Annotated in this window: 23 protein-coding genes and 2 rRNA genes (1 of these 25 running past the window's edge); 8 read left to right on the top strand and 17 right to left on the bottom strand. The window is 32.0% G+C overall.

Annotated features, from left to right (window positions below):
* Positions 1–2,130 (bottom strand): 23S ribosomal RNA (locus OCV55_RS02785) (it extends 741 nt beyond the left edge of the window).
* Positions 2,131–2,340: 210 nt separating this feature from the next.
* Positions 2,341–3,865, bottom strand: a 16S ribosomal RNA gene (locus tag OCV55_RS02790).
* The 16S and 23S rRNA genes sit together here, the layout of an rRNA operon.
* 323 nt (positions 3,866–4,188) lie before the next feature.
* Here OCV55_RS02790 and OCV55_RS02795 point away from each other — a divergent pair.
* On the top strand, positions 4,189–5,823 hold the full coding sequence (locus OCV55_RS02795; protein WP_147579737.1) for an aryl-sulfate sulfotransferase: 1,635 nt from the start codon (positions 4,189–4,191) through the stop codon (positions 5,821–5,823).
* A gap of 29 nt (positions 5,824–5,852) precedes the next feature.
* Here OCV55_RS02795 and OCV55_RS02800 read toward each other — a convergent pair whose 3' ends face one another.
* The 3 genes from OCV55_RS02800 to OCV55_RS02810 all read right to left on the bottom strand — a co-directional run bounded on the left by OCV55_RS02800 (position 5,853) and on the right by OCV55_RS02810 (position 8,929).
* Complete coding sequence (locus OCV55_RS02800) at positions 5,853–6,557, bottom strand: MurR/RpiR family transcriptional regulator (RefSeq protein WP_143712318.1); 705 nt, start codon at positions 6,555–6,557, stop codon at positions 5,853–5,855.
* A 22-nt stretch (positions 6,558–6,579) separates the two neighbouring features.
* Positions 6,580–7,338 carry a MurR/RpiR family transcriptional regulator gene (locus tag OCV55_RS02805; protein WP_032091227.1) on the bottom strand — a complete coding sequence of 253 codons (759 nt, stop codon included), beginning with the start codon at positions 7,336–7,338 and terminating at the stop codon, positions 6,580–6,582.
* Between the two features lie 79 nt (positions 7,339–7,417).
* Entirely contained in the window at positions 7,418–8,929 is a 1,512-nt protein-coding gene (locus tag OCV55_RS02810) for a carboxylesterase family protein (RefSeq protein ID WP_147579738.1), read from the bottom strand.
* A 240-nt stretch (positions 8,930–9,169) separates the two neighbouring features.
* On the opposite strand from OCV55_RS02810, the gene OCV55_RS02815 reads away from it, so the two are divergent.
* Positions 9,170–9,739, top strand: coding sequence for a histidine phosphatase family protein (locus OCV55_RS02815; protein WP_147579739.1), 570 nt, complete (start codon positions 9,170–9,172; stop codon positions 9,737–9,739).
* 9 nt (positions 9,740–9,748) lie between these two features.
* On the top strand, positions 9,749–11,107 hold the full coding sequence (locus OCV55_RS02820) for an MATE family efflux transporter (RefSeq protein WP_147579740.1): 1,359 nt from the start codon (positions 9,749–9,751) through the stop codon (positions 11,105–11,107).
* Between the two features lie 39 nt (positions 11,108–11,146).
* On the opposite strand, the gene OCV55_RS02825 is transcribed toward OCV55_RS02820, so the two are convergent.
* The 3 genes from OCV55_RS02825 to OCV55_RS02835 all read right to left on the bottom strand — a co-directional run bounded on the left by OCV55_RS02825 (position 11,147) and on the right by OCV55_RS02835 (position 13,794).
* Complete coding sequence (locus OCV55_RS02825) at positions 11,147–12,613, bottom strand: glycoside hydrolase family 1 protein (RefSeq protein ID WP_106987358.1); 1,467 nt, start codon at positions 12,611–12,613, stop codon at positions 11,147–11,149.
* Positions 12,614–12,699: 86 nt separating this feature from the next.
* Entirely contained in the window at positions 12,700–13,608 is a 909-nt protein-coding gene (locus OCV55_RS02830) for an MBL fold metallo-hydrolase (protein WP_147579741.1), read from the bottom strand.
* Positions 13,609–13,638: 30 nt separating this feature from the next.
* On the bottom strand, positions 13,639–13,794 hold the full coding sequence (locus OCV55_RS02835) for a hypothetical protein (RefSeq protein ID WP_267309779.1): 156 nt from the start codon (positions 13,792–13,794) through the stop codon (positions 13,639–13,641).
* Between the two features lie 111 nt (positions 13,795–13,905).
* Here OCV55_RS02835 and OCV55_RS02840 point away from each other — a divergent pair, with 111 nt between their 5' ends.
* Positions 13,906–14,349 carry a MerR family transcriptional regulator gene (locus tag OCV55_RS02840; protein ID WP_147579743.1) on the top strand — a complete coding sequence of 148 codons (444 nt, stop codon included), beginning with the start codon at positions 13,906–13,908 and terminating at the stop codon, positions 14,347–14,349.
* A gap of 2 nt (positions 14,350–14,351) precedes the next feature.
* Positions 14,352–15,044, top strand: a complete 693-nt coding sequence (locus OCV55_RS02845; protein WP_217498484.1) for an alpha/beta fold hydrolase — start codon at positions 14,352–14,354, stop codon at positions 15,042–15,044.
* Here the strand turns inward: OCV55_RS02845 and OCV55_RS02850 are convergent.
* The 6 genes from OCV55_RS02850 to OCV55_RS02875 all read right to left on the bottom strand — a co-directional run bounded on the left by OCV55_RS02850 (position 15,041) and on the right by OCV55_RS02875 (position 19,482).
* Positions 15,041–16,066 (bottom strand): MerR family transcriptional regulator, encoded by a 1,026-nt coding sequence (locus tag OCV55_RS02850; RefSeq protein WP_119362537.1) that lies wholly within the window; start codon positions 16,064–16,066, stop codon positions 15,041–15,043. The genes OCV55_RS02845 and OCV55_RS02850 overlap by 4 nt on opposite strands.
* A 51-nt stretch (positions 16,067–16,117) precedes the next feature.
* Positions 16,118–16,378, bottom strand: a complete 261-nt coding sequence (locus OCV55_RS02855; protein ID WP_147579745.1) for an RDAC family protein — start codon at positions 16,376–16,378, stop codon at positions 16,118–16,120.
* Between the two features lie 105 nt (positions 16,379–16,483).
* Positions 16,484–17,665: an iron-containing alcohol dehydrogenase gene (locus OCV55_RS02860; RefSeq protein ID WP_147579746.1), complete on the bottom strand. Its 1,182-nt coding sequence runs from the start codon at positions 17,663–17,665 to the stop codon at positions 16,484–16,486.
* Between the two features lies 1 nt (position 17,666).
* On the bottom strand, positions 17,667–17,891 hold the full coding sequence (locus OCV55_RS02865; protein WP_267309780.1) for a flavodoxin: 225 nt from the start codon (positions 17,889–17,891) through the stop codon (positions 17,667–17,669).
* Positions 17,864–18,178 carry a flavodoxin gene (locus tag OCV55_RS02870; protein WP_267309781.1) on the bottom strand — a complete coding sequence of 105 codons (315 nt, stop codon included), beginning with the start codon at positions 18,176–18,178 and terminating at the stop codon, positions 17,864–17,866. Before OCV55_RS02870 ends, OCV55_RS02865 begins: the two co-directional genes overlap by 28 nt.
* A gap of 416 nt (positions 18,179–18,594) precedes the next feature.
* Positions 18,595–19,482: a LysR family transcriptional regulator gene (locus OCV55_RS02875; RefSeq protein ID WP_147579749.1), complete on the bottom strand. Its 888-nt coding sequence runs from the start codon at positions 19,480–19,482 to the stop codon at positions 18,595–18,597.
* A gap of 92 nt (positions 19,483–19,574) precedes the next feature.
* Here OCV55_RS02875 and OCV55_RS02880 point away from each other — a divergent pair, with 92 nt between their 5' ends.
* On the top strand, positions 19,575–20,201 hold the full coding sequence (locus OCV55_RS02880; RefSeq protein ID WP_147579750.1) for a DUF5052 family protein: 627 nt from the start codon (positions 19,575–19,577) through the stop codon (positions 20,199–20,201).
* A 19-nt stretch (positions 20,202–20,220) separates the two neighbouring features.
* Here the strand turns inward: OCV55_RS02880 and OCV55_RS02885 are convergent, their stop codons facing one another.
* The 3 genes from OCV55_RS02885 to OCV55_RS02895 are packed head-to-tail and all read right to left on the bottom strand — an operon-like array spanning position 20,221 to position 25,711.
* Positions 20,221–23,427 carry a DEAD/DEAH box helicase gene (locus OCV55_RS02885; protein ID WP_267309782.1) on the bottom strand — a complete coding sequence of 1,069 codons (3,207 nt, stop codon included), beginning with the start codon at positions 23,425–23,427 and terminating at the stop codon, positions 20,221–20,223.
* Positions 23,417–24,835, bottom strand: a complete 1,419-nt coding sequence (locus OCV55_RS02890; RefSeq protein ID WP_147579752.1) for an SWIM zinc finger family protein — start codon at positions 24,833–24,835, stop codon at positions 23,417–23,419. The genes OCV55_RS02885 and OCV55_RS02890 overlap by 11 nt, the downstream gene beginning before the upstream one ends.
* A 57-nt stretch (positions 24,836–24,892) precedes the next feature.
* Positions 24,893–25,711: a Cof-type HAD-IIB family hydrolase gene (locus OCV55_RS02895; protein WP_147579753.1), complete on the bottom strand. Its 819-nt coding sequence runs from the start codon at positions 25,709–25,711 to the stop codon at positions 24,893–24,895.
* 109 nt (positions 25,712–25,820) lie between these two features.
* Between OCV55_RS02895 and OCV55_RS02900 the strand changes: the two genes are divergently transcribed.
* Positions 25,821–26,015, top strand: a complete 195-nt coding sequence (locus OCV55_RS02900; protein WP_217498486.1) for a hypothetical protein — start codon at positions 25,821–25,823, stop codon at positions 26,013–26,015.
* A gap of 45 nt (positions 26,016–26,060) precedes the next feature.
* Complete coding sequence (locus OCV55_RS02905) at positions 26,061–26,537, top strand: potassium channel family protein (RefSeq protein ID WP_267309796.1); 477 nt, start codon at positions 26,061–26,063, stop codon at positions 26,535–26,537.
* The last annotated feature ends 1 nt before the right edge of the window (position 26,538 follow it).

Raw genomic sequence — 26,538 nt, forward strand, 5'->3', positions numbered from 1 at the left:
GCCTCCTACCTATCCTGTACATGCTGCATCAAATCCCAATATCAACCTGCAGTGAAGCTCCATGGGGTCTTTCCGTCTAGTCGCGGGTAACCTGCATCTTCACAGGTACTAAGACTTCACCGAGTCTACAGCTGAGACAGCGCCCAAATCGTTACGCCTTTCGTGCGGGTCAGAACTTACCTGACAAGGAATTTCGCTACCTTAGGACCGTTATAGTTACGGCCGCCGTTTACTGGGGCTTCAGTTCAGGGCTTCACTTGCGTTAACCCCTCCCCTTAACCTTCCAGCACCGGGCAGGCGTCACCCCCTATACTTCGCCTTGCGGCTTAGCAGAGAGCTGTGTTTTTGGTAAACAGTCGCTTGGGCCGTTTCACTGCGGCTCATATCTCTATGAGCACTCCTTCTCCCTAAGTTACGGAGTCATTTTGCAGAGTTCCTTAGCTATAGTTCTCTCGCTCACCTTAGGATTCTCTCCTCACCCATGTGTGTCCATTTTCGGTACGGGCCATATATACTTTACGTTAGAAACTTTTCTTGGAAGTTCCTCCACTGCCTTCCGTACTCGCCGTAGCTTTCCGTACGCTTCACGCCTTCTCGTTTCGGATGGTGGATTTGCCTGCCATCCCGATATCTCGCTTGCACCAGCTCTTCCAGCCGCTGGCTGCAGCTTCCTCTCTCCGTCATTCCTTCACATATATACGGGTACAGGAATCTCTACCTGTTGTCCATCGACTACGCCTTTCGGCCTCGCCTTAGGTCCCGACTTACCCAGAGCGGACGAACCTTCCTCTGGAAACCTTGGGTTTTCGGTGCGTGGGATTCTCACCCACGTTCCGCTACTCACACCGGCATTCTCTCTTCCATGATCTCCACACGTCCTTTCGGTCGTACTTCTCCGTTCATGGAACGCTCCCCTACCATCCCTTGGGATCCATAGCTTCGGTAGTATGCTTAGCCCCGGTAAATTATCGGCGCAGAGTCATTCGACTAGTGAGCTGTTACGCACTCTTTAAAGGATGGCTGCTTCTGAGCCAACCTCCTAGTTGTCTGTACATCTCCACATCCTTTTCCACTTAGCATACATTTTGGGACCTTAGCTGATGGTCTGGGCTGTTTCCCTCTTGACAACGGACCTTATCACCCGCTGTCTGACTGCCGAGCATGTTGGCGTGACATTCGCAGTTTGATTATGCTCAGTACCCCGAGATGGGGCCATCACATATTCAGTGCTCTACCTTCACGCAACTTACCTCGACGCTAGCCCTAAAGCTATTTCGGGGAGAACCAGCTATCTCCGGGTTCGATTGGAATTTCACCCCTAGCCACAACTCATCCGCCAACGTTTCAACGGGGGTCGGTTCGGTCCTCCATCGGGTTTTACCCCAACTTCAACCTGGTCATGGCTAGATCACCCGGTTTCGGGTCTACTGCATGCAACTCTCGCCCTCTTAAGACTCGCTTTCGCTTCGGCTCCGCATATCCTGCTTAACCTCGCTCCATACAGTAACTCGCCGGTTCATTCTACAAAAGGCACGCCATCACCCTTTAACGGGCTCTGACTTCTTGTAGGCATATGGTTTCAGGTTCTCTTTCACTCCCCTCCCGGGGTTCTTTTCACCTTTCCCTCACGGTACTGGTTCACTATCGGTCACTCTCTCGTATTTAGCCTTGCCGGATGGTCCCGGCTGATTCAGACAGGATTTCTCGTGTCCCGCCCTACTCAGGTGTCATCTCTCTCCAGTCTCTCATTTCGAGTACGGGGCTCTCACCCTCTCTCGCTCACCTTCCCATGTGATTCCTCTATGATCCTCTGTCAGATTTCTCGATGATCCTACTACCCCGATCCTAAAATCGGTTTGGGCTCTTTCCCTTTCGCTCGCCGCTACTCAGAAAATCATTCTTATTTTCTCTTCCTGCAGGTACTTAGATGTTTCAGTTCCCTGCGTCTCGCCTCATCATGTCTATGTATTCGACATGTGATACACGGATATGACTCCGTGTGGGTTCCCCCATTCGGATATCGACGGCTCTTCACGTGCTTACCGCTCACCGTCGCATTTCGCTGTTTGCTGCGTCCTTCTTCGCCGGAGTGTGCCTAGGCATTCCCCATACGCCCTTTCTTGCTTTACCTTCTAGGTTTGCTTGCTTGAACTTTTTTTCGTTTACACTTGCTGTAAAATCTTAGTTACTTTCGACTTTTCGTACTAGACCTTTTCTTTAATGTCTAATCTCTTCTTTATCGTTTTCGCAATTTTTTTTACTACTATCCAGTTTTCAATGTCCTCTTGAATGTCCAGGACATTCAAAACCAAACAAGAAAGCACAACTTTCTCTCCCTAGAAAGGAGGTGATCCATCCCCACGTTCCCGTAGGGATACCTTGTTACGACTTCACCCCAATCATCAGTCCCACCTTAGACAGCTCCTTCCTTGCGGTTAGGCCACCGGCTTCGGGTGTTACCGACTCTCATGGTGTGACGGGCGGTGTGTACAAGGCCCGAGAACGTATTCACCGCGACATGCTGATTCGCGATTACTAGCGATTCCATCTTCGTGCAGTCGAGTTGCAGACTGCAGTCCGAACTGAGAACAGTTTTATGGGTTTCGCTCCACCTCGCGGCTTCGCTTCCCTCTGCTCTGTCCATTGTAGCACGTGTGTAGCCCAGGTCATAAGGGGCATGATGATTTGACGTCATCCCCGCCTTCCTCCGGCTTGTCACCGGCAGTCTCGCCAGAGTCCCCAACTTAATGCTGGCAACTGGCAACAGGGGTTGCGCTCGTTGCGGGACTTAACCCAACATCTCACGACACGAGCTGACGACAACCATGCACCACCTGTCTTCTCTATAGCTATCTCTCCATCTCTGGAGCCTTTAGATCGATGTCAAGACCTGGTAAGGTTCTTCGCGTTGCTTCGAATTAAACCACATGCTCCACCGCTTGTGCGGGCCCCCGTCAATTCCTTTGAGTTTCATTCTTGCGAACGTACTACTCAGGCGGAGTACTTATTGCGTTAACTGCAGCACTGAGCTTTGACACCCAACACTTAGTACTCATCGTTTACGGCGTGGACTACTAGGGTATCTAATCCTATTTGCTCCCCACGCTTTCGGGACTGAGCGTCAGTTATGCGCCAGATCGTCGCCTTCGCCACTGGTGTTCCTCCATATATCTACGCATTTCACCGCTACACATGGAATTCCACGATCCTCTCACACACTCTAGCTCTACGGTTTCCATGGCTTACCGAAGTTAAGCTTCGATCTTTCACCACAGACCCTTAGTGCCGCCTGCTCCCTCTTTACGCCCAATAATTCCGGATAACGCTCGCCACCTACGTATTACCGCGGCTGCTGGCACGTAGTTAGCCGTGGCTTTCTTATAGAGTACCGTCACTTGGATATCATTCCCTATATCCACCGTTCTTCCTCTATGACAGAAGTTTACATAACGAATTACTTCTTCCTTCACGCGGCGTTGCTCGGTCAGGGTTTCCCCCATTGCCGAAAATTCCCTACTGCTGCCTCCCGTAGGAGTCTGGGCCGTGTCTCAGTCCCAGTGTGGCCGGTCACCCTCTCAGGTCGGCTACGCATCGTCGCCTTGGTAGGCCGTTACCCTACCAACAAGCTAATGCGCCATAAGTCCATCATCTACCAGTCCCGTAGCACTTTTCATATAGAGTTCATGCGATCTCTACACCTATGCGGTCTTAGCTGACGTTTCCATCAGTTATCCCCCTGTAGATGCCAGGTTACTTATGTATTACTCACCCGTTCGCCACTCTTCACCGAAGTGAAGCGTTCGACTTGCATGTATTAGGCACGCCGCCAGCGTTCATCCTGAGCCAGGATCAAACTCTCCATTGTCCTTCTATCTCTTCAGACAACTTTGGTCTGTTTAGCTCTTTTTTGTTTTCTGTTTATTTCTAAACTCTCATTGACGTTGTGTTTTATTCTTTCCTGTTCAGTTTTCAATGTCCTCTCACTTGACTCTCTCGTCGAGTGCCCATTTATATTACCATCCTCTCTCCCTTTTGTAAAGCTTTTTCTTGTCCTTTTTTTATTTTTTTTAAATTATTATTTATATAAGCCATTTTTTCTTCTATAATCATTACTTTTTTATAATTGTTTAAATAAATGCGACATTTTTTACATAATTCACATACATAATGGATGCGGAGGTAAAGATTATGCATAAATTAAAAAAATTAATTTTACTAATATTATCTATTTCTATAGCTCCACTCTATCTCATGTTTTCTAACTCTACAGAAATAGAAGCTTCAAGTAATGATAATAATTCAATAAATTACTTAAAATTAAAAAATAAAAGTACATCCCTTTCTACTATTTATAGTGAAAAATATCAAACTCTTATACATAATCAAATTAATAAACAAAAGAAATTAAATAATTATACTTTTCAACATCCTTTATTAATAAGGAATCCATATGGAACAAATACAACAGCTGTTTATATGTATTTTAAAACCACAGAAGAATTACAAGCAAGTTACACAATTCGTTGTGATAATTACGCTAATTTTTCACAAACTTTGAATACTAATACATTAAGCGGTTATACAACAGAACATGAATATCTCTTAATTGGAGCAATTCCTAATCAAACAAATACGATTACAGTTACTCTAACAAATAAACAAGGTAAAGTTGTTGATACCTTATCATGGTCATATAATGCCCCTTCATTACAAGGCGGTGATCAATATCTTACAGTAGAATGCGATGATTCAAATACATCATCCTTATCTAACGGTCTTTATACTGTTCTTGGAAACGATGTTACTGAAGAGAGTGAAGAACAAGCTTATATGAGACTTTATGATAATTACGGCATCATTCGTAGTGAAATTCCTATCGTTTCTTATAGAAGTCACCGTATTCTTTTTGAAAACAACACCATGTACTTTAGTATTTCTAGTACAAAAATAGTTGGTATGGAACAAACTGGTTATGTTTCTAAAATTTATGATACAGGTAATTATAAATTACATCATGATTACATCTTTGATAGCAACAATAATATTCTTGTTCTTGCAAGTGAAAAAGAAGCAAAAACAAGTGAAGATAAAATTATTATGATTGAAAAAGATTCTGGTAACATAACAGAACTTGTAGATCTTATTGATTTATTACCTGATTATTATTCAACAACTTCATTACCTGATGGTGCAGAAGATCTTGATTGGATGCATATCAATTCACTGGCTCTTGTTGATAAAACAAGTTTAATTATTAGTTCAAGAGAAACATCCACAATTATTAAATTAGATAATATCTATTCAAATCCAACAATTGATTACATGATTGGTTCTGATAACTTTTGGCAAGAAAGTGGATATGATTCCTTACTCTTAAATAAAACAAGCGATTTTTCAATGCAAGCTGGTCAACATTGTGTCACTTATGTAGATGATAACTCCCTACCTCAAGGTCAATATTATCTCTATCTTTATAATAACCTTGCGGTAAGTACAACACGTCCTGATTATGATTGGAAAAGTGATTCAAATTATTCAAATACTTACTATAACTTAAAAAAAGGAACATCTTATTACTATAAATATTTAGTAGATGAAAATAATCGTACTGTTGAACTTGTAAATAGTATTCCTGTTGCTTATTCAGGATATGTAAGTAGTGTTCAAGAATTAGATGGAAATGTAATTATCGATAGTGGTATCGCAATGTCTTGGAGCGAATACAGTCAGGATGGAACTTTATTAAGAACGTTTAAAACAACTGGTGGTAAATTTGTTTATCGCGTCTTTAAATATGATTATCTAGATTATTGGTTTCAATAATTAAAAAGGTGTAGTTTGTGCTACGCCTTTTATATTCCATTTTTATAAAGAATATATTGTACAAGATTTAAAAAGAATACTTGTAACTCATTCATACTTTTATCAAAGCTTTCTTGATTTATATTGTAGTTAAAATAAAGATGATTATCTTTAGGAGCAACTCCTATAAACCCAATTTTAGGTTTTATTTTCACATCTAAATAGTTAGCATTTTGATAAAAAACAGATCTATTTGTACAAAAATCATCATATGTTTCATGTAAACTTACAATAATAACCAAATCATCTTCTTTCAAGTGAAACTGATCAATAATTTCTTCTTCACTTCCAAGATAAACCGGTATCTCACAAGGATATCCTAAATATGTCAACGCTTTTTGACATAGTAACAATGCAAACCTATTTCCATCGCCTAATATAACAATTCTTTTACATACCATGATTTTTTTAAAAATTTGTGTTTGTATGTGAGGAAAATTATTTTTAATAACCTTTTTCATCTTTTTCATATCTACTTCCGCATGCATATATTCTTCGTACATAACATTTTTAAAATAAGAAAACTTATTAATATTAATATTTTTTAAATATCTGACCATCGAAGTCTTAGACACACCCACTTCTTCTATAAATCTATTTAATGTATAATCCTTAATATTACCTTTTAATTCCATTATTTTTTTACTAATTAAATATTCCACACTCTCTTTTGAACTACTATTTTGTATCATCATTATTTTTCCTATAATCATATTTTCATTCCTTTATATATAATTCATAGTATCTCGTTTTAATTAAATCAAATAGAAATAAAAAAACATAATGCATTTCATAATAATCATTATCCGTATCCATAGAAAAGCTAAAATCAATATATTCACTATTTATTTGAGATTTACTAAAAAGTATCTTTGTATTCTTTGTATCTAAAACAACTTCTTGAAATTTTGCATCACAACAGCCTAATAATCTTCCTGTTGCTGTAAAGAGACCAATAAGATCATTATTTTTTGGTACTAAAATTTTTCCATTATTTACTGAACTTAACAAAACCGTTTTATCAAATATTTTCATATCTACTTGAAAATCAAACAATAAATTTAAAAGTGTTGGTGACCCATAAGCTATAAATCTTTCATGTTCATTTATTTGTTTACAAATTTTATCTATTTCATCCATATTAATTAGATGATGTCTTAATTGACTCATAATTTGAATAATTTTATTTTTTTCAAAACTTTCATATCTATCTCTGATTTGTTTTAGTCTTACTATTCTTTCAAAAATAACCTCATCTTTAAACGCTGTATAATTTTTATATCCCAGTTGATTAAGATATGTTTTAAATTTAAGTTTTGATATATTTAAAATTGTTAAAATGTCTTCTAATGTATAGGTTGGTATTTTATTATAGTGTTCAAATATTTTTCTAGATATATATGTATCAATATTATCAAATTCTATATTATTAGATGCTTTTAAAATATATTCTATTTTTAAATTTGTTTTGCTCACAATAAACACCCTCCTACAACAAAAATATTATAATATAAAAAGCGGAAAAATTGAAACCATTTTCCGCCTTACTTAATTATTATCTAATTACCTTTTTAGTAGCTGTATAGGCACCTACTGCTAACAACATGATAATAGCATATGAACCAATCATTGTATTATCTCCAGTTTTAACACTTTGTTCAACTTTATTATTAACTGTTGATTCCTTTTTATCATCTACTTTATCTTCTGATTTTGACACTGTTTCCACTTTAGATTGTTTGAACAACCAATTCATTGGACTACCATCAGTATTATCATTAAGAACTTTTACCCATGACCAATGCAATAATGTACCTCCCATACCATTGCTGATTCCTACAGCTTTCATTTCATCATCTGACCATATAGATAATTTATTATTTTTATCTCCCATATTTTCCATAGCTTTGTACATAGCTTTTGAACTATCTACATTGCATGTTGGATCATTTTCAGCATGCGTATAATAAACTGGAACATCTAATAATTTTTGAGTATCAATTTTTTTAGAAACCATCGATTGTGTACTTTCATCCCAAGTATATACATTTCCTTGGAATGCTTCTTCAAAATTCGAAACAATTGTATCAAAAGGATCTTTTTTTCTACCTAATGCTGCAAATGTTTGATTATGTACAGGAACAATTGGATCCATTGAGCAACAAGCTATAGCTCCAGCAAATATTTCAGGATATTGCATTAAAAATCTCATTGTTGCTCCTCCTCCACTAGAAGCACCTGCAACATATACTTGATTTTTATTCACATTTCCATCATTAATTAGATTTTTAATCAATTGTGCTTGTAACGCATTGTTTTGGTCAATTAATTTTTTCTTATCTTCATTTTCTGCAGCACCATAGCTATAGTTTTCATTTCCAACTTGCATTTGTAATACTGCAACATCATAACCAGCATCTACCCAACCAGTTAATCCTTTATTCGCTACAAGAGTATCTTCTAAATTACCATTATATTCTCCACCACCATGATTCCATACAACAAGTGGTACATTTTTCTTAACTGATCCATCCGCATTTTTTGGTAAATATAACGCATATTGACGTGTTAATCCAGCATAAGTAAATGTCTTTCTTTCTGTATCATCTAAGACTTTAGTTTTAACTGTTGTTACATCACTTGCCTTAAAAGATAATGCATCATTAGTTAAACATTTAACTTCCCAATCCAATCTTTGAAATGACCAATCTGTTTTATAGATTCCAGCATAACAAAATGGATTCACTGTCATTTTTAACTTATTTCCTGATACACTTAATTCAATCCCATCATCTTGATAAGCTTTTGCCCAAGATCCTGTATTTACATCAAATGGAACAGTGCTTGAATTATTAATAATATCAAAATCTGCTGCTGTTAAATTTTGTATAATACTTTCATCGCTTACCTCAATTTCAAATGAAGATACTTCTCTTTGTCCATCTCCAACTTGTGTGTTTGCAACAATAGAACTAACTGTTGGACTAGTAGCATAAACAGGCATACAAAGCATCGATAACGATAACGCTGCGCCTAAGGATGCTGCTATTATTTTTTTACTTTTCATATTCTTTTCCTCCCTTTCGCACTTTCATACTATCACCTCCGCTTATTGTAAGCGATTACAATATTATATCTATTGTTTCTTGTTTTTTTACTACATATTAATATTTTATATTTGGTATTTTTTTATGGTACTTTTTAAATCCTATTTTTACTATTATTTTTAGTTATAGAAGATTGCTATTTAGGTATTGTACTTTTATAATATTATTGATTAAAGTAAACTTGGGGGGGGAGATTTATCATGAAAAAAACACTCTATTTAATGAGACATGGACAGACTTTGTTCAATCTACAACATAAAATACAAGGTTGGTGTGATGCACCTCTTACACCTTTAGGAATTAAACAAGCACAAATGGCAAAAGAATACTTTACAAATATTACTCTTGATCACGCTTATGCTTCTACTTCTGAAAGAGCATCGGATACTTTAGAAATCATTACAGATATGCCTTATACAAGATTAAAAGGTTTAAAAGAATGGAATTTTGGTGCTTTTGAAGGAAAAGATGAATGTTTAAATCCTAAACTACCTTATGGGGATTTCTTTAAACAATTCGGTGGTGAAGGTGAACTTGAACTTAGAGAACGTATGAATAAAACTTTAACTGAAATCATAAGTAAGGAAGATCATCAAGTTGTTTTAGCGGTTTCTCATGGTGCTGCTTGTGCACAGTTCTATCGTGCTTGGGAAGAACATGCAAAAGTAAAGAAAACCGAAAGATTTTATAATTGTTGTATTCAAAAATATGAATATGAGGATGGAATCTTTACACTTGTAGAAATTTTTAATCGAAATATTACAGAATAGGAGAAGAATATGGATTCGATAAAACGTAAATCATTTAATACAAATGTTGATTTGATTCATGGACCTATCTTTAAATCATTGATCATTTTTGCATTACCACTATTTATATCAAATATCTTCCAACAACTTTATAACACCGTTGATACCATGATTGTTGGAAACTTTTTAGGAGATGCTTCTTTAGCAGCCATTGGATCATGTGCCTCTATTTATGACTTACTTGTAGGTTTTGCCTTAGGTATTGGAAATGGTCTTGCTATTGTTACTGCAAGAAGTTTTGGCTCTAAAGATGAAAAATTATTGAAGAAATCAGTTGCTAGTTCTTTAGTCATTGGTATTGTTGTTTCAATTGGACTAACACTTATTGGTTTAATTTTCTTACAACCACTTCTTCATTTATTAAATACGCCTGCAAACATTATTGATGAAGCTTATAGTTATATTTTCTTTATTGTTTTATTTATTATTGTTATGTTTGCTTATAACTTATGTGCTGGATTAATGAGAGCCATTGGTAATAGTGTTATGCCTCTTGTTTTCTTGGTTGTTTCATCTGTTTTAAATATTATTTTAGATTTAGTTTTTATTACTCAATTAAATATGGGAGTTCAAGGTGCTGCAGTCGCAACTGTTATTTCTCAAGGAACTTCCGTTATTTTGTGTATCATTTATATGTTTAAAAAGACACCTTTGTTACTGCCTAAAAAAGAACATTTTGAAGTTGATAAAGATCTTTATAAAGAATTATTAGGACAAGGGTTCTCAATGGGATTTATGAATTGTATTGTTTCTGCTGGTTCTGTCATCTTACAATATGGTATTAATAATTTAGGTTATTTAATTATTGCTGGACATACTGCTGCAAGAAAACTTTATATGTTCTTTAATATGCCTTTTACAGCAATGGCTCTTGCTATTTCAACTTTTGTTTCTCAAAATAAAGGGGCTAATCAAAAAGATAGAATTAAACAAGCACTTCGTTATGCTTATATCTATGACATTATTGGTGCAGCTATTGTAACTTGTATTATCTTATTATTTGGTTCTTCTTTAGTGAAATTAATATCAGGCTCAAGTAAAGAAGTTGTTTTACATAATGGAACACTTTATCTTACAATTGTTGGTCCTTTCTATGCCGTGCTTGGAATATTGATGCAAACACGTTATGCACTTCAAGGAATTGGTCAAAAACTTCTTCCTTTAATTTCAAGTGTGATTGAATTCTTTGGAAAGATTATCTTTGTTATCTTCTTAATTCCACGTTTTCAATATATGGCTGTTATCTTCTGTGAACCAGTTATCTGGTGTGTAATGACAGTTCAACTTGTTTATTCTTTCTATCATAATCCTTATATTAAAAATAATTAAAAAAATTGGACGGTGCCAAAGCATCGTCCTTTTATTATATTAAATTTCTTCACCATTAGATTCACAAACTTTTTTATACCAATAGAATGAATCTTTTTTGCTTCTAGAGAAATCTCCAGTGCCATCATCATGTCTATCTACATAAATGAATCCATAACGTTTTGCATATTGTCCTGTTCCAGCTGATACTAAATCAATTGGTCCCCATGTTGTATATCCAATTAATGGTACACCATCTTCAATAGATTCTTTCATTGCATGAATATGTCCTTTGAAGTAATCAATACGATAATCATCATGAATTGATCCATCTTCTTCTACTGTATCAAATGCTCCAAAACCATTTTCAACAATCATTAATGGAGTATGTGGATAACGATCATGTAATAAGTTTAATGTATATCTTAAACCATCAGGATCAATTTGCCATCCCCAATCAGATGCTTTTAAGTATGGGTTTTTAGCACCTTTTGACATATTACCTGCTGTTGTTTCTGCATTTTCATCTACTGTTACACAGTTTGACATGTAATATGAGAATGTATAGAAGTCAACTGTACCTTCTTTAATGATTTTTTTATCTTCTTCTGTAATATAAGAAGTATCAATATTATGTTCTTTAAAATATCTGAAGATAAATGATGGATATTCTCCACGTACTTGTACATCTCCACAGAAATTATTTTTAAAGTTATCTTCATCAAATGCTGCTAAGATATCTTTTGGATTTGGTGTTAGTGGATATAAAGTTGTATGTGCAATCATGTTACCAATCATGAAATCTGGATTGATCTTATGACCTTCAATAACTGTTCTTGCACTTGCTACAAATTCATTGTGTAATGCTTCAAACATAATTTGTTCATTTGATTTTAATTCATTTAATGGAATTCTATGATCTGCATTAACATCTTCTGGATCCATTAATCCAAGCCCATAAAGGTTACCAATTCCACCTTCACCCATACATGCAATATTAATTTCGTTGAATGTTAACCAATATTTAACTTTGTCTTTATAACGTTTCATACAAGTTGTAGCGTATTTAACGAACATATCAATGACTCTACGATCTGAGAATCCGTTATATTTTGTTACAATGTTCCATGGAATTTCATAGTGACATAAAGTAACTAATGGTTCCATTCCATGTTTATGACATTCATCAAATACTTTGTCATAAAAAGCTAATCCTGCTTCGTTTGGTTCTTCATCATCACCATTTGGGAAAATACGCCCCCAGTTAATTGATAATCTGAATACTTTCCATCCCATTTCAGCAAATAAAGCGATATCTTCTTTATAATGATGATAGAAGTCTACTGCTTCATGACTAGGATAAAAAGCTTCTGGATCTGTTTTTGGTAAGAATGTTCTTGGTGTATTGACATCTCCACCTAATAACATATCTGGTACAGATAATCCTTTACCATCTTCTAAATATGCACCTTCACATTGGTTGGCAGCTACTGCTCCACCCCATAAAAATCCTTTAGGAAATCCCATTTTCATTACCTCCTTGTTTCCATTTGATTTTTTCTATAAACATTATAAAGGAAAATTATTAAAATTTCTTTCATAATATGAAAAAACTATTCAACATTTTCCCACCAATGTTCTTGATAAGTTTCTATTTTACTATAATCGACAATTTCACCAATCTTTGGTGTTGCTACATTTAAGTTTTCCTTTTGTGATCTTGTGGTAATTTGTTTAATTGGATCATCCCAAGCATGATTACAAATACAAAAGGCACCCCAATGAACAGGAACTGTCCACTTTGCATGAAGATCCTTCATTGCTTGAATGCCATCTTTGGGTAACATATGAATATTGGACCATGCTCGATCATATTGTCCATCTTCAATCATTAATAAATCAATAGCACCAAATTTTTCATAAACTTCTTCGAAATGATTTCCATAACCGGTATCCCCTGTAAAATAAGTTGTATATTTATCATTTTTAAAGACATAGCCACTCCACAATGTCGTATTGTTTCTCCAAGGAACACGTCCAGTAAAATGCCTACCTGGTGTTGAAGTAATCGTTAGTCCATCAACTTTTACTTCATCCCACCAATTCATAACGTGTATTTTCTTTTCATTGACTCCCCAACGAAGAAGATGTTTTTCTACACCTAGAGGAACGCAATATTCTTTGACTTTTTCATCTATTTGTTTAATTGTTTGAGAATCTAAATGATCATAGTGATCATGTGAGATGGCAAGAACATCAATACTTGGCATATTTTCTATATCTATCGGTAACTTAGAAAAACGCTTTGGTCCAATAAAAGGAACTGGCGAACTATAGTTTGAAAAAACAGGATCCATTAAGACATTCTTTCCATCTATTTGAAGCAATGAACTTGAATGTCCAAACCAAATCCACTTAAGTTCATCTTTCTTCGCTTTTTCTATTTTCTTCAACTTATAAACAGGTATTTCACCTTTAGGAACTTTTTCTTCATTTTTATATTCACTCTTTTGTCCTGTCATTAATTGAATTTCAGGATTTCCATGAAATATTCATTTTTTATATAATGAATTTCTCGCTTTATATTCTTTTTGATCTTCATCTGTTACACTTCCACCTAAGCTTGGCCAAAATTCAATAAATAACACAGCCACAATAGCGATACTTACTATCACAATACCTACAATTTTTAATATCTTTTTTATCATTTCTATTTATTCACTTCCTTCTATCATAGATTTGAATATTCATGAATTTTATGTTACATTTATCATAACACCTAAACTTAACTTTAGGTCAAGTATCAAGGAGGAAATCATATGTATTCTATTGGTGAAATTTCAAAAATGTTTCAATTACCTATTTCAACTCTTCGTTATTATGATAAAGAAGGATTATTTCCTCATTTAAAAAGAGTGAATGGTGTAAGACAGTTTAGTGAAAGTGAAATTGAAACTTTACGTGTTATTGATTGTTTAAAAAAATCAGGCTTAGAAATTAAAGAAATAAAAGAATATATGTCTTTATGTTCTTTAGGAAATACCACGTTAAAACAAAGAAAAGAAATCTTTGAAAAACAAAAGGAAGAAGTTTTACAAGAAATGGAAAAACTTCAAAAAGTCCTTTCTATGCTCAATTATAAATGTTGGTATTATGATCAAGCGATTGAAAAAAAAGATGAAGCTTACGTTCAAGCTCTTTCATTTAATCAATTTCCACCACAAATCCAACAATACTATAAACATAGTCATGAGGATTGTTAGAAGTGAAAAAGAAAATACTAATTACCTTATCAATTATTCTCATTCTTTGTGTTGGTGGTTTTGGTTTTTACGTCAATGATTATTATCACGCACAAGGTGATGCTTTGGAAATCTTAAACCATCAAGAAGTAAAACAAGTAAATTCTAATCTTATTACTTTAACTCCTCAAAAGACAAGTGATGTAGGTATTATTTTCTATCCTGGAGCTAAAGTAGAAAATACAGCTTATCTTCCTTTACTTGAACAACTAGAAAAGAAAGGTTATAACTGTTATTTAGTTAATATGCCTTTTAAGATGGCTATTTTTAATAAAAATGCTGCTAATAAAATTATTGATAAATATTCAAATATAAAACATTGGTATCTTTGTGGACATTCTATGGGTGGTGCCATGGCTTCTTCTTATGTTTCTAAAAATAAAGATAAAGTTGATGGTTTGATTCTTTTAGGTTCGTATATTTATGGCGATGTTTCCGCTCAAGATACACTTACCATCTATGGCTCTTTAAATACCAGCGTAAAAAAGAAAATAGACTATAAAAAGAATATTGTTGTTATTCAAGGTGGTAACCATGCTAACTTTGGAAACTACGGGCATCAAAAAGGAGATGCCAAAGCGACTATTTCTCGTAAAAGCCAACAAAATCAAACAATTAAAGCAATAGATCAATTTATTAAAAAAAGACTGAATTAATCTTCAGTCTTTTTCATATAGTCATTTAAATGAATACCATTTTTTAAAGCTTCAATGACATGATCTTTATCAATCACATTTTCTACCTTTTCATCTAAAATCATTCCAATAAAACGTGCATCATCATCAATTGTAAAAGGCCAATAGAAGTAGAAATGATTTCCATCTTTAAATTCAAAACGATAATCAAGAACATACCAATCTCTCGCAATCGGTGTTCCATAACTTTCATAACGATGTTTTAAAAGAAGTTCTACACTTTGAATATCTTCATATTTATATTCATTCATAAACTTAGCTTCTTTTCCAAATAAAACAGAATAAAAATATTTTACATTATCTATATAACCTTTAAATTGATAATAACGAATACGATCATTTAAAAACTCTACTGATTGATTTCTTGTTTGATCAAGTGGTAATCTTAACCATAATTGTGAAAACTGGAAATCAGCAGCAATCAAACCATTTGTAAATACAAATGAAATCACTAATACTGAAAGTACTCTTGTTAAAACATCTTGCTCATTTACAGCACTAAAGAATAAAACAATTAAAAATGTAGGAATAAATTTATATAAGAATTTTCTTAATGCAAGTTTCTTTGTAAGTCTTCTTCCAAGAGATACAATATCTGTTGTTTTTTGATAACCTAATTTATAATTCTTCACTTCTCTTTGGATTTGTTGTAAAGCTGGTAACATTGGTAGATCTTTTCTTACATACATTTCAATATTTTCTTGAACTTCTTCTAAGCTTTTAATTTGTTTTTCTAAATGAATCTGATTGATTTCTAAACATTCTTTAAAATCAAGTTCATTGTTTAAGATTGCTTTTACATCATCAATCGAAATATTTAAATTACGTAAGAACTTTACCATGATGAGTTTTTGTAAATCATCTTGGCTATAACTACGATAACCATTTTCATCTCTTTGTGGTGTAACGATCCCTTCTTTTTCATAATAGAAGATTGTATGCTTTGAAATCCCTAATTCCTTTTCTAATTCGTGTGTTTTCATAAATAACACCCCTTCCTTAACTTTATCTAACACTATAGAGTGGCTTTATAGTCAAGGATTTTTATCAAATTTTGAATGAATTGTAAGAAATCCTGGTTGATATTTATTTTCTTGAACATAAATCCAATGATTTTTTAAATAGCCATTAATAACTTCTAAAATCTTATCTGTAGGATAACTTTTCCCTTCTTGTCTAAGTTCTAAACCACAACATGTACATCCACCAACACCATGAATCGAATATTCTATATTATTTTGTTTAAGTAATTGATTGATTTCGAGAATCATATTAAAGTGTACAACATTATTCATAGTATCACCTCTTTTATTTATTATAGCATATTCGCTCTTATGTAAAAAAAGAAACACAATGTGTTTCTTAATAAAAAAGGCCTCAGAAATCTGAGGTCTTGTCTTTTATAAACACATTTTATAAATATTTAAACAATCTTCTTGGCTTAATGATCGATAAGCTCTTGGCAGCGAATCTTGGCCATAACACGCTTTAACTTTTAATTCATCAAATTTTTCATCTGTAATATTCATTTCACTAAGTGTTGTAGGTAAATGAAGTTCATCTTTGATGAAGTTTTGTAAAGCTTTAATTCCTGCTTTTGCATTAGCCATGTCATTACCTTGATCTTGAATACCCATCACATTTAAACCAAAACGAGCAAAGTCTCTAGCAACAGTTTCATCTTTGTTTAATAAATATGTCATCCATTTAGGAGTAATAATAGCAAGAGCTAAGCCATGCGTCATATCATAAGTTGATGAGAATTGTTCAAGCGCATGAAGTTGAGCTTGTGTCTTATACCCTGATGTACAGAAACTATTTAAAGCCCATGAAGCAGCCCATAACATTGTTGCTCTTGCTGAATAGTTTTCTGGTTCTTCCACCGCAATTGGTAATTGTTGGCGAACTGTTCTTAATAATGTTTCTACTACATTGAATTGTAATGGATATTTATCGCTATTAACAAAATAGTTCATATCGAATAAGTGAGCCATGATATCAAATCCACCACAAGCTGTTTGTTTAGGTGAAACACTAAATGTATTAGTAGGATCTAAGAAAGATGCTCTTGGTCTTAAGATATCTCCATTGATTCCACTTTTAACACCTTTTTCTACATTAGCAATGACACATGATTTATCCATTTCACTTCCCGTTGAAGCAATTGTAGGCATAGCAAGTACAGGTAAAGCATCATGCCAAGCTACTTTCTTTTCTACTAAATCCCAAATATTATCAGTATCTACAAGAGTTAAAGCAGCAATCGCTTTAGAAGCATCAATAGTAGATCCTCCCCCAATCCCTAAAACAGCTGTAATATTGTTTTCTTTACAGATTTTTGCTCCTTTATTGACAGTTGTATGTCTTGGATTTGGTTCTACACCTGCAAGTTCATAAACTTCTACATTATTATCTTTTAATTCTTTCATGACTTTATCATAAAGTCCAATTTTTTTAATCGATCCACCACCATAAACAACAAGGACGCTCTTTCCATATTTTAAAACTTCTTCATGTAAATGACCTAATTGATCTTTACCAAAATAAACTTTTGTTGTGTTTTGAAATTGAAAATCATTCATTTTATTTTCCTCCTACCCATCTTTCTAATTGTTGTCTACATTCACCTATATGACTTCCATGAATATTTAATCCTTTATGAACGATACTGTTTGGACAAAGTTTTTTAAGATCACTTTCACTTCTTCCCATACCACTTCCTTCATGTGAACAAATAGGATAGATATGTTTATTTGTAAAGTCATAGCTTTCTAAGAATGTCATAACAATCGTTGCATTGTTGACCACCAGTTTGGATAACCTAAATAAATCGTATCGTATTCATCAATACTTTCTAATGGATCTAATATTTGTGGACGGGCATTATTTTTAAGTTCTTCACTTGCACGTGATGTACATTCATGATAATCAAAGGGATATGCATCCACTTCTTTAATTTGATAAACATCTGCATCAATCATTGTTGATAATGTTTCAGCAATGACTTGTACATTTCCTTTCTCTAAATTAACAATATTTCCCGAGAAATAATTTTCTTTATTATGTGAAAAATAAACAATTAAACTTTTACTCATTGATTTTTATCTCCTTTGTCATGTGATATGCTTTTTCTATTACATCTGTTTTTTCAATTGCGAATATACGATCAATTAATAACTTCATTAAACCATTAAATGTGTAAAAATACACAAGTAAAGCAAAGACAATGATGCTTGCTTCTATCATCTTTTTGTACAAATTGTTTTGTTTTTTGACAGACATTACATCCTAAACAAGGTTTAATATTTTGATAGTTGACGTAGACCTTTTCTGTGGTATACCTATTTTCTTCTATGCTTTTTATAAAAGCATTTGTTAGACGTGTGGTATTTCCATTTTTTCTTGCATTAATATAAGAACTTGTGTAGTAATGTTTTCTTCTTTTTCCACCTATATAATAAAAAAAATTAGGACTTGAAACAATTTCAATTCCTAATCATCTTCATAAGTTTTACTTATTTAAAAGCTCTTTATACATTTTCACAAATTCTTCAATATAATAATTGGTATTTTCTTTAGACCAACATGCAAAATAATTTCTTTGGATTGGTTTTCCTTTATAATGCAAGGTAATTCTTTCAATACCTTCCATTGTTTTTGGTAAATGACCTATTTGATCAATTGGTAAATATCCTCTTTGACTCGCCACCATTAAACGTGCTTGTTCTAATGAATTCGCATATAAAAAACGTCTTGAAAGATTGAGTGATTTTTCATAGAACTCTCTTTCTGAATCTTCTTTATCTTTAGAAACAACAAGAATACAAGACATATTTTTTAAATCATCCGTTGTAAGAACGTCATTTTGAGATAGTGGATTCATTGAAGATATTTCTACAAAACATTCGCTATGTTTTAATTCATAATTGTAATAATCTTCATTAAATGTTCTTCTTTGTTCGCTGATTTTAACATCAATATGATGTTGGACTAAAAGTTCGAATAATTCTTCATGAGTTCCACTTACCACCGAAATATTAACTTCTGGATAAATACGATTAAATTCAACAATAGCTTGATGAAATTCACTCGTACTAAAGTTTTTAGGATAACCAATGGTTAGATTCAATTCTTGATCTTCTCCTCGACGAATTGTTTCTTCCTTAAAATCTTCAATTTCATCTAAAATCACTTTTCCATGACGATAAAAATATTCTCCTGCAGGAGTTAAAGAAAAATGCCTTTTATTTCTTTCAAATAAACGAATGCCTAATTCTTTTTCTAATGATTTAATTTGTTGAGAAATTGCTGATTGTGAAATAAAGCATTGTTCTGCCGCTTCGGTAAAGCTATGACAATCAACAATGGTAATAAAATATTTCATTTGTTTAAGTAACATGGTCTTCACCTCTTATGTACTATTTTATCGTATTTTATTCATTCTTTATAACAAAATTTGTTATAATTTGTATGAATAGAGGGAGTGAAAAAATGAAAAAGAAAATATTAGGTTTATTAGTTGTTGGTGTCATGGCATTAAATTTAACAGGATGTGCGATGTTTGAATCAGAAATCAATGATATTAAAGGAAATCTTGTAGGAAATGGCTATACTATTGATACTTTCGATAACTATGGAAAAAGAGTCATGACAACAACTGGAGATAAAATCAATATTCAAGGAAATCCCGTAGAAACAACTTCTTATGATAGTGATGGAAGTATTATTACAGGTTATGAATTATCTTCTGTTATTACTATTACTATTGATGGGCAAGAAATTGAATCTTGTGGAGATACTTGTATCTTTACACAAAAAGGTTTAGAACCTAATGTTGATTTTACTCAAGAAGACATTGAAAGTAATGATAATGGAAAACTTTCAAATAATACATATATTGCGAATATTATCAATAAGTATAAAAATAAGTTTGGTAAATCAAGAGTGGTTGTGATTAAATCTCAATTAGGGCAACCAATTACGGCTTATTCAGGGGATAAGGTTTATTGGACTGTTCCTAAAAAATTACCGAAGATGACAAAATTAATGATTGATGGTAAAGCTCTTTATATTCATCGCGCAAATTATCAAATTATTGATACATCATTACTAAATTAAAAGACGGGGAGCCCGTCTTTTACATTGTGAATAAACTTAAAATATCTTCTTTGGACATTTGTGATAAACCACCACTATTGTTTTCAACAAACATGTCAGCTAATTCCTTTTTGCGTTTTTGTAATTCAATGATCTTTTCTTCAACACTATCTTTCATCACAAGATTAAAGACTTGAACATTATTCTTTTGTCCTATACGATAAGCACGGTCTGTCGCTTGATTTTGAGCAGAAACATTCCACCATGGATCAAAATGAATAACGGCTTCGGCAGATGTTAAGTTCAAACCTGTTCCTCCCGCTTTAAGGGAAATCAAGAATACTGTTGTATCATCTTTTTGGAATCTTGAAACAAGTTCTCTTCTATCTTCTTTATTGGTGCTTCCAGTAAGCATATAATATGTAATTTCTGCTTTTTGACATTCCTCTGCAATTAAATCTAAAACGGAAGTAAAGGATGAAAATAACAAAACTTTTTGCTTATTTTCTTGCATCGTTTTAATAAGTTCCATACAAGCTTTTAATTTAGAAGAAGGTTGATCAATATTATCATATACAAGACGTGGTTCTAAGCAAAGCTGTCTTAATCTTGTAAGTAGCTTTAAGATTTGCATCTTATCAGAACCTTCTAAATCGTAAAGTTCTTGTAATTCTTTATTTGCTTCAGCAAGATTAGCTACATAAAGTTTTTCTTCTTCATCATTGAATGGAAGAATGATATTTTGTTCAATTTTATCTGGCAATTCTGTTAAAACTTCTTTTTTATTTCTTCTTAAAATAAATGGTGTGACTAGTTTTTTAAGTTGTTTTGTTTTTTCTTCATCATTATTTTTTATAATGTCATTTTCATATTGTTTTTGGAAATAATGATAATTAAATAAATATTGTGGCATCAAAAAATCAAAGATTGACCATAATTCCGCTAAACTATTTTCAATCGGTGTTCCCGTTAAAGCCAATTTATGTCTTGTTTTTAAGGTTTTAACTGATTGGGCATTTTTGGTTTTTTGGTTTTTGATATACTGTGCTTCATCTAAAATAACATATTCAAATTCAATTTCTTGATATAATTCAAAATCTCTACGCATATAATCATAAGAAGTTACATATAATCCTTGTTTAATCTCTTTAATTAATTCACTTCTTGTTTGTATATTTCCTGTAATACATGTAACTGGTAATTTATTAGAAAATTTATGGACTTCATCTTCCCAGTTATAAATAAGTGAAGAAGGACAAACTACCAAACTTGGTCGAGGCGTTTCTAATGAATCTAATAACGTAATGATTTGTAAAGTTTTCCCTAACCCCATATCATCTGCCAAAATCCCATTAAATCCATAATCTTTTAAAGTATGAAGCCACACATAACCTTCTTTTTGATAATCTCTTAAAATAGTATTATATTCTTTAGCGATAGGATATTCTTTTTGAGTTGCTGATTTAAAACGATCCAATGTCTCTACAAAAGATTCTTCTCTATCTAGTTCAACATATTCAAAATCATTTTCTTCATCAATAGCAAGCATTCTTTGTTTATTCATCGAGAATTCACCATCATCAATGTCTTTGACGTCAATATGATAATCATCCATAAATTGACTTAATTCTTCTAAATCTGGTGAATCTAAATAAAGAATTTCTCCATTTTTTAGACGATAGAATTTCTTCTTACGACGGTATTGATTTAAAACCTCTTGTAGTTCTTTCTTTGGTATTTCATGCGAAGAAATATCAAATTTTAAAAGATCATTTTCAATACGGACACCTACATGTAAATTATAAGATATCTTCTTTCCTACTCTTTTTAAAGCTTCTGATACATAAACATCCCCATATTGTTTTAAATAATCTAAACCTTCAAAAATAAATTCATAGGTTGTTTGACTATTTGTATCAAAATAGGCACGATGTTTTTTTGTATCGATGAATGAAGCATAACGTTCAATATATTTTTCTACCAAATCTTGTTGATAAGTTGTCATCAATTGATCATTAAATCCATACACTCTATTTTGATTTTCATCTACATAGACCGGTTGAAAATAAATCATTTGATCATCATCAATATCTCCATAGATTTTAATTTCATCATAAGTTGGTATTTCTTCTTGGCTTTGATCAAAGACTTCAAAATAAGAAAGAATTGGTAATAAGACGTACTTATAGAAATCATGATATTGTTCCTCTAAAACAATCAGTTGTCCTTCATTTTCAATAATACTTTCTAAAAAACGGGCAATATTCCCCTCTTCATCAAGAACGATACGTTCCATATAAAACTTTCCATTATTCATTTCATAGCGATAACCATGTTTATTTCCAATAAACATTTCTTGATTGATACTTACTCTAATGACATAAAAATCTTCTTCTTTATTAATATATAAACGTAGCTCTGGTTCTACTTCACCAAAAGAAAGATTCTCTTTATTGATTTCATAAAGCTCATCAAGTAAACGTTTATCAATAGGGATGTTTCTTTTAATGGGTTCATAGTAATAGTTATAGTCTTCTATATCTTGACTTCTAAAGGAGATTGCTTTTTTCATGAAATCTATTTGTTTTAAGGCGTTTTCTGTAAAATTCTTTTCACTGTGTACAAATTCTAAAGATTTTCCATATTTATAATTTTCTTGATGATTGATTCGATCAATAAATTCTGTAATATTTTTGACTACATACTTCTTTTCATTTCCAACTCTATAGTCAACATTTATCTCATCATCTTGAAGATAAATAAAAGGTGTTAAATCATATTTTTCATTATTAATAGATAGTTGTAATTCTGTTTGATAATGATTTTTATTAAGATCAATGAGTCGTGAGGATGTATGTGCCAGTTGTCTAAGTTGAACTTTTCTTCTTTGTCTTTGATTTTCTTTTTCAATCTCTTTCATTTTTTCTAATTTTTCACTTTGATACTCAAAAGGAAAATCATTGATTTCTAATTCATTAAGTTTCATAATAACTGCCCCTAAATGACCACACATAGAATCTTGATCATTAAATGGACACGCACATTTATAAGAAACGACTTTATTATCTTTAATTTCTAATGAACATTTTTGTATGTGATTAAAAACTGAAACGACAGCATCAATATGATAAAGATCATCTTTTAAAGTAATATACATACTTTCTACATTATCATAGTGATGATATCTTCTGGCAATCTCTAAGTTATTTTTACTTTTTACAACATTTAAATTAATATTAAATTTCAATTTCATCACCTTCTTCTAAACATTCATCTAACATTTCATGTATTTTCTTTTTTCTTGGATATTCTTTTTTGATCATATCGACAAACTCTATTTTTGATATTTTATCTAAATCAAGAAATAACTCATAAACATAATTTTTAAAATAATAATTTGAATTTCCTTTTTTAATATAATTTTTTAAACATTCAACATAAACCATTAAATACATTTCTAAACTATATTCTTTAATGATTTCTTTTGTTTGTTCAAAAAGTGTCATATTTGGTCTTTGAAGTAAAACATAGATCAAATATTTAACATCTTGACTTTGTTTAAACATTAAAGCTAAATCACAATCATCATAGATAGGTTTAATCGCATCCATAAAATCTAGTAAATAATCTTCAAACTTAATTCCATAAAATTGTTTTAAATCTACGTAATAAACAGGAATATGCGATGAATTATAATAATCTAATTTAGAATAAATATAATTCAAGTAGGCATCTTCATGTTCAGGATCAAGCAATGAATCAAGTTTTGCCTTGGTTTCTTTTTTTCTAATATTTTGTTCATGTTTTTTATAGTAAAGACGAGCAAGTCCTACTTGTTGGTGATCAACATAATAATGTATCATTTCTGTGATATAATCTTCATTGTTATTATAAATTTGAATATCATCTAAATATTTTTTCATATCTAAATGATGATCATTGATAATTTTAAAGTATGTATTTAGTAAAGAAACTTTTCTTTTCGTTAAAAGCATTTCTCTAATAATATCTATTTGATCATTGACATCTAATTTATAGATAATCATCATAATATAGCTAAATGCATTTTCATATCTTTGATATTTCATATTTTCTTTTAACCAGCACGTTGTAAGTTCTTTATTATGTTCACTTGTAAGTAACTTACTATAACCTTGAAACATGATTCGAAGTATTTCATGACGATAATCGTTAGGATAATTAGAATTTAAAAATTCATCAATGACTTGTTGATAATTGGTAATATGAAAACTTCCTTGTTCATTTAATTGAATAATACGTTTTAAATATTTTTTAAATTCTTGATTGAATTCACGTTTTAACATAAAACTACTATGTGTTCTTCTACGAACATCTTTTAATAAAGCATTGATATCAATATATTGTTGTTCATCTTTAGGAAGTCGATCTTCAATCGCAAAATAAAGTGCCGCTTCATGTTTACAATGATTTCCTTCTTTAGCATAAGGACAATCACACGTAGCTGACATGACATCATAATGTTCATCTAAAGTGATTTTAGTATGATAAGCTTCATTTCCTAAAATAATTCCTGTATAGGTTTGGTTATCATATTGATTTACAGAAAAAACTCTATTTTGTTCAAAATATGTTTTTCCTCTTTTTAATATTGTCTCTGTAAAAAATGATTTCATAGGCTTCCTCTTTTCATATTCACTTCATTATACCAAGAAAGAAAAAAAGCACAAAACTTAATTTGTGCCTAAAATACGTTTATTGATAACTTCTGCAATCGCTCCTTGATTATTTGTTGCCTTGGTAATAATATCACATTCTTTTTTCATTTCTTCAACTGTATTTTGGACACCTACCCCAAGGCCTGCTACTTTGATCATTGATAAATCATTAAAATTATCACCTATTGCAATTGTATCTTTAATATCTACATGTAATAACTCTGCAAGTTTCTTTAAACCTTGTCCTTTATTAACTCCTTGATGATTAAATTCAATATAACGATTCGATGAATAACTTACATCCAAATCACTTGTTATCTCTTTTAAATCATTTTCAATTCCTTTTAAATATTGGTAATCTGTATTCATATATAAGACTTTTACAATTTCTTGACCCTTTAAAAAATCAATATTATTATCAAAGATTTCGGTAACTTCCATTCTTCCTGCCAAATAATCTTTTTCTTCTTGGACATACTTATAAGCATAGACCATATCTTTTGTATAAACATGGATACAAACATCATAATCTAAACCTCTTTTGTAAAGTTCACTCGCGTTTTCAAAAGAAATTCCTTCAAAATGAAGTAACTTACTTCCTTTATTTTCAGTAATGGCTCCACCATTATAAGAAATCACATATTCATTTTCTAAATCATACAATCCTAAATCTTTTAAAGTTCCACCAACGGTATTAAAGCCTCTTCCGGTTGCTGGAACAAACTTCACACCTAACTCTTTTGCTTTTTGAATGGCTTCAATATTCTCTTTAGAAATCGTACGATCATCACTTAACAATGTTTCATCTAAATCACACGCTATAATTTTATACATAGTATCCCTCTTTTCTTACTTTTATCTTATCAAAAAGGAATTAATATTTTCGTAACTTTCATGATATGAAATAAATACTTTCTATGGTATGTTTAATAAGGATGATGTTATGAAAAAACGTATTTATGAAATTATAGAAGTATCTAAAGAAGATGACACAACAAGTCATATTTATGATCTTGTGATGATGTTTACAATATTTATGAGTATTATTCCTCTTGCTTTTAAACAAGAAACAAAGTTATTTACAACACTTGATTTAATTACAGTTATAATTTTTATTATTGATTATTTATTAAGATAGGCTACAGCTGATTTAAAATATGATGATCCTCGCTTTATTTCTTACATAAAATATCCATTTTCATTTATGGCAATTATTGATTTATTATCAATACTTCCTTCAATCAATATGATAAATAAAGGATTTAAATCCCTTAAAACAATTCGTCTTATTCGTACCTTTCGTGTATTAAGAATCTTTAAAAGCTTTCGTTATTCAAAAAATATTCAAATCATTCTTCAGGTTGAAAAAAACTCAAAGAAGGCTTTGATTGCTGTTCTTTATTTAGCTATTGGTTATATTTTTGTTTGTACCCTTATTATTTTTAATGTTGAACCAGATAGCTTTAATACTTTCTTTGATGCCATCTATTGGGCAACGATTTCTCTTACAACCGTTGGTTATGGCGATATTTATCCTATAACAACTTTGGGAAGAATAATTACAATGGTTTCTTCCTTTATGGGAATTGCGATTGTCGCTTTACCAGCTAGTATTATTACGGCAGGTTATATGAAAGAAATAGAATCAGATAAAATCTGAT

This window comes from [Clostridium] ammoniilyticum (assembly GCF_025566905.1).
Classification (GTDB): domain Bacteria; phylum Bacillota_I; class Bacilli_A; order Erysipelotrichales; family Coprobacillaceae; genus Faecalibacillus; species Faecalibacillus intestinalis.

What these genes read in the sequence shown, in the direction of transcription:
- OCV55_RS02795 (WP_147579737.1), top strand. Translation starts at nt 4,189, where the DNA reads ATGCATAAATTAAAAAAATTAATTTTACTAATATTATCTATTTCTATA.
- OCV55_RS02800 (WP_143712318.1), bottom strand. Translation starts at nt 6,557, where the DNA reads ATGATGATACAAAATAGTAGTTCAAAAGAGAGTGTGGAATATTTAATT.
- OCV55_RS02810 (WP_147579738.1), bottom strand. Translation starts at nt 8,929, where the DNA reads ATGAAAAGTAAAAAAATAATAGCAGCATCCTTAGGCGCAGCGTTATCG.
- OCV55_RS02815 (WP_147579739.1), top strand. Translation starts at nt 9,170, where the DNA reads ATGAAAAAAACACTCTATTTAATGAGACATGGACAGACTTTGTTCAAT.
- OCV55_RS02820 (WP_147579740.1), top strand. Translation starts at nt 9,749, where the DNA reads ATGGATTCGATAAAACGTAAATCATTTAATACAAATGTTGATTTGATT.
- OCV55_RS02825 (WP_106987358.1), bottom strand. Translation starts at nt 12,613, where the DNA reads ATGGGATTTCCTAAAGGATTTTTATGGGGTGGAGCAGTAGCTGCCAAC.
- OCV55_RS02830 (WP_147579741.1), bottom strand. Translation starts at nt 13,608, where the DNA reads ATGACAGGACAAAAGAGTGAATATAAAAATGAAGAAAAAGTTCCTAAA.
- OCV55_RS02835 (WP_267309779.1), bottom strand. Translation starts at nt 13,794, where the DNA reads ATGATAAAAAAGATATTAAAAATTGTAGGTATTGTGATAGTAAGTATC.
- OCV55_RS02840 (WP_147579743.1), top strand. Translation starts at nt 13,906, where the DNA reads ATGTATTCTATTGGTGAAATTTCAAAAATGTTTCAATTACCTATTTCA.
- OCV55_RS02850 (WP_119362537.1), bottom strand. Translation starts at nt 16,066, where the DNA reads ATGAAAACACACGAATTAGAAAAGGAATTAGGGATTTCAAAGCATACA.
- OCV55_RS02855 (WP_147579745.1), bottom strand. Translation starts at nt 16,378, where the DNA reads ATGAATAATGTTGTACACTTTAATATGATTCTCGAAATCAATCAATTA.
- OCV55_RS02860 (WP_147579746.1), bottom strand. Translation starts at nt 17,665, where the DNA reads ATGAATGATTTTCAATTTCAAAACACAACAAAAGTTTATTTTGGTAAA.
- OCV55_RS02870 (WP_267309781.1), bottom strand. Translation starts at nt 18,178, where the DNA reads ATGAGTAAAAGTTTAATTGTTTATTTTTCACATAATAAAGAAAATTAT.
- OCV55_RS02875 (WP_147579749.1), bottom strand. Translation starts at nt 19,482, where the DNA reads ATGTTACTTAAACAAATGAAATATTTTATTACCATTGTTGATTGTCAT.
- OCV55_RS02880 (WP_147579750.1), top strand. Translation starts at nt 19,575, where the DNA reads ATGAAAAAGAAAATATTAGGTTTATTAGTTGTTGGTGTCATGGCATTA.
- OCV55_RS02890 (WP_147579752.1), bottom strand. Translation starts at nt 24,835, where the DNA reads ATGAAATCATTTTTTACAGAGACAATATTAAAAAGAGGAAAAACATAT.
- OCV55_RS02895 (WP_147579753.1), bottom strand. Translation starts at nt 25,711, where the DNA reads ATGTATAAAATTATAGCGTGTGATTTAGATGAAACATTGTTAAGTGAT.
- OCV55_RS02900 (WP_217498486.1), top strand. Translation starts at nt 25,821, where the DNA reads ATGAAAAAACGTATTTATGAAATTATAGAAGTATCTAAAGAAGATGAC.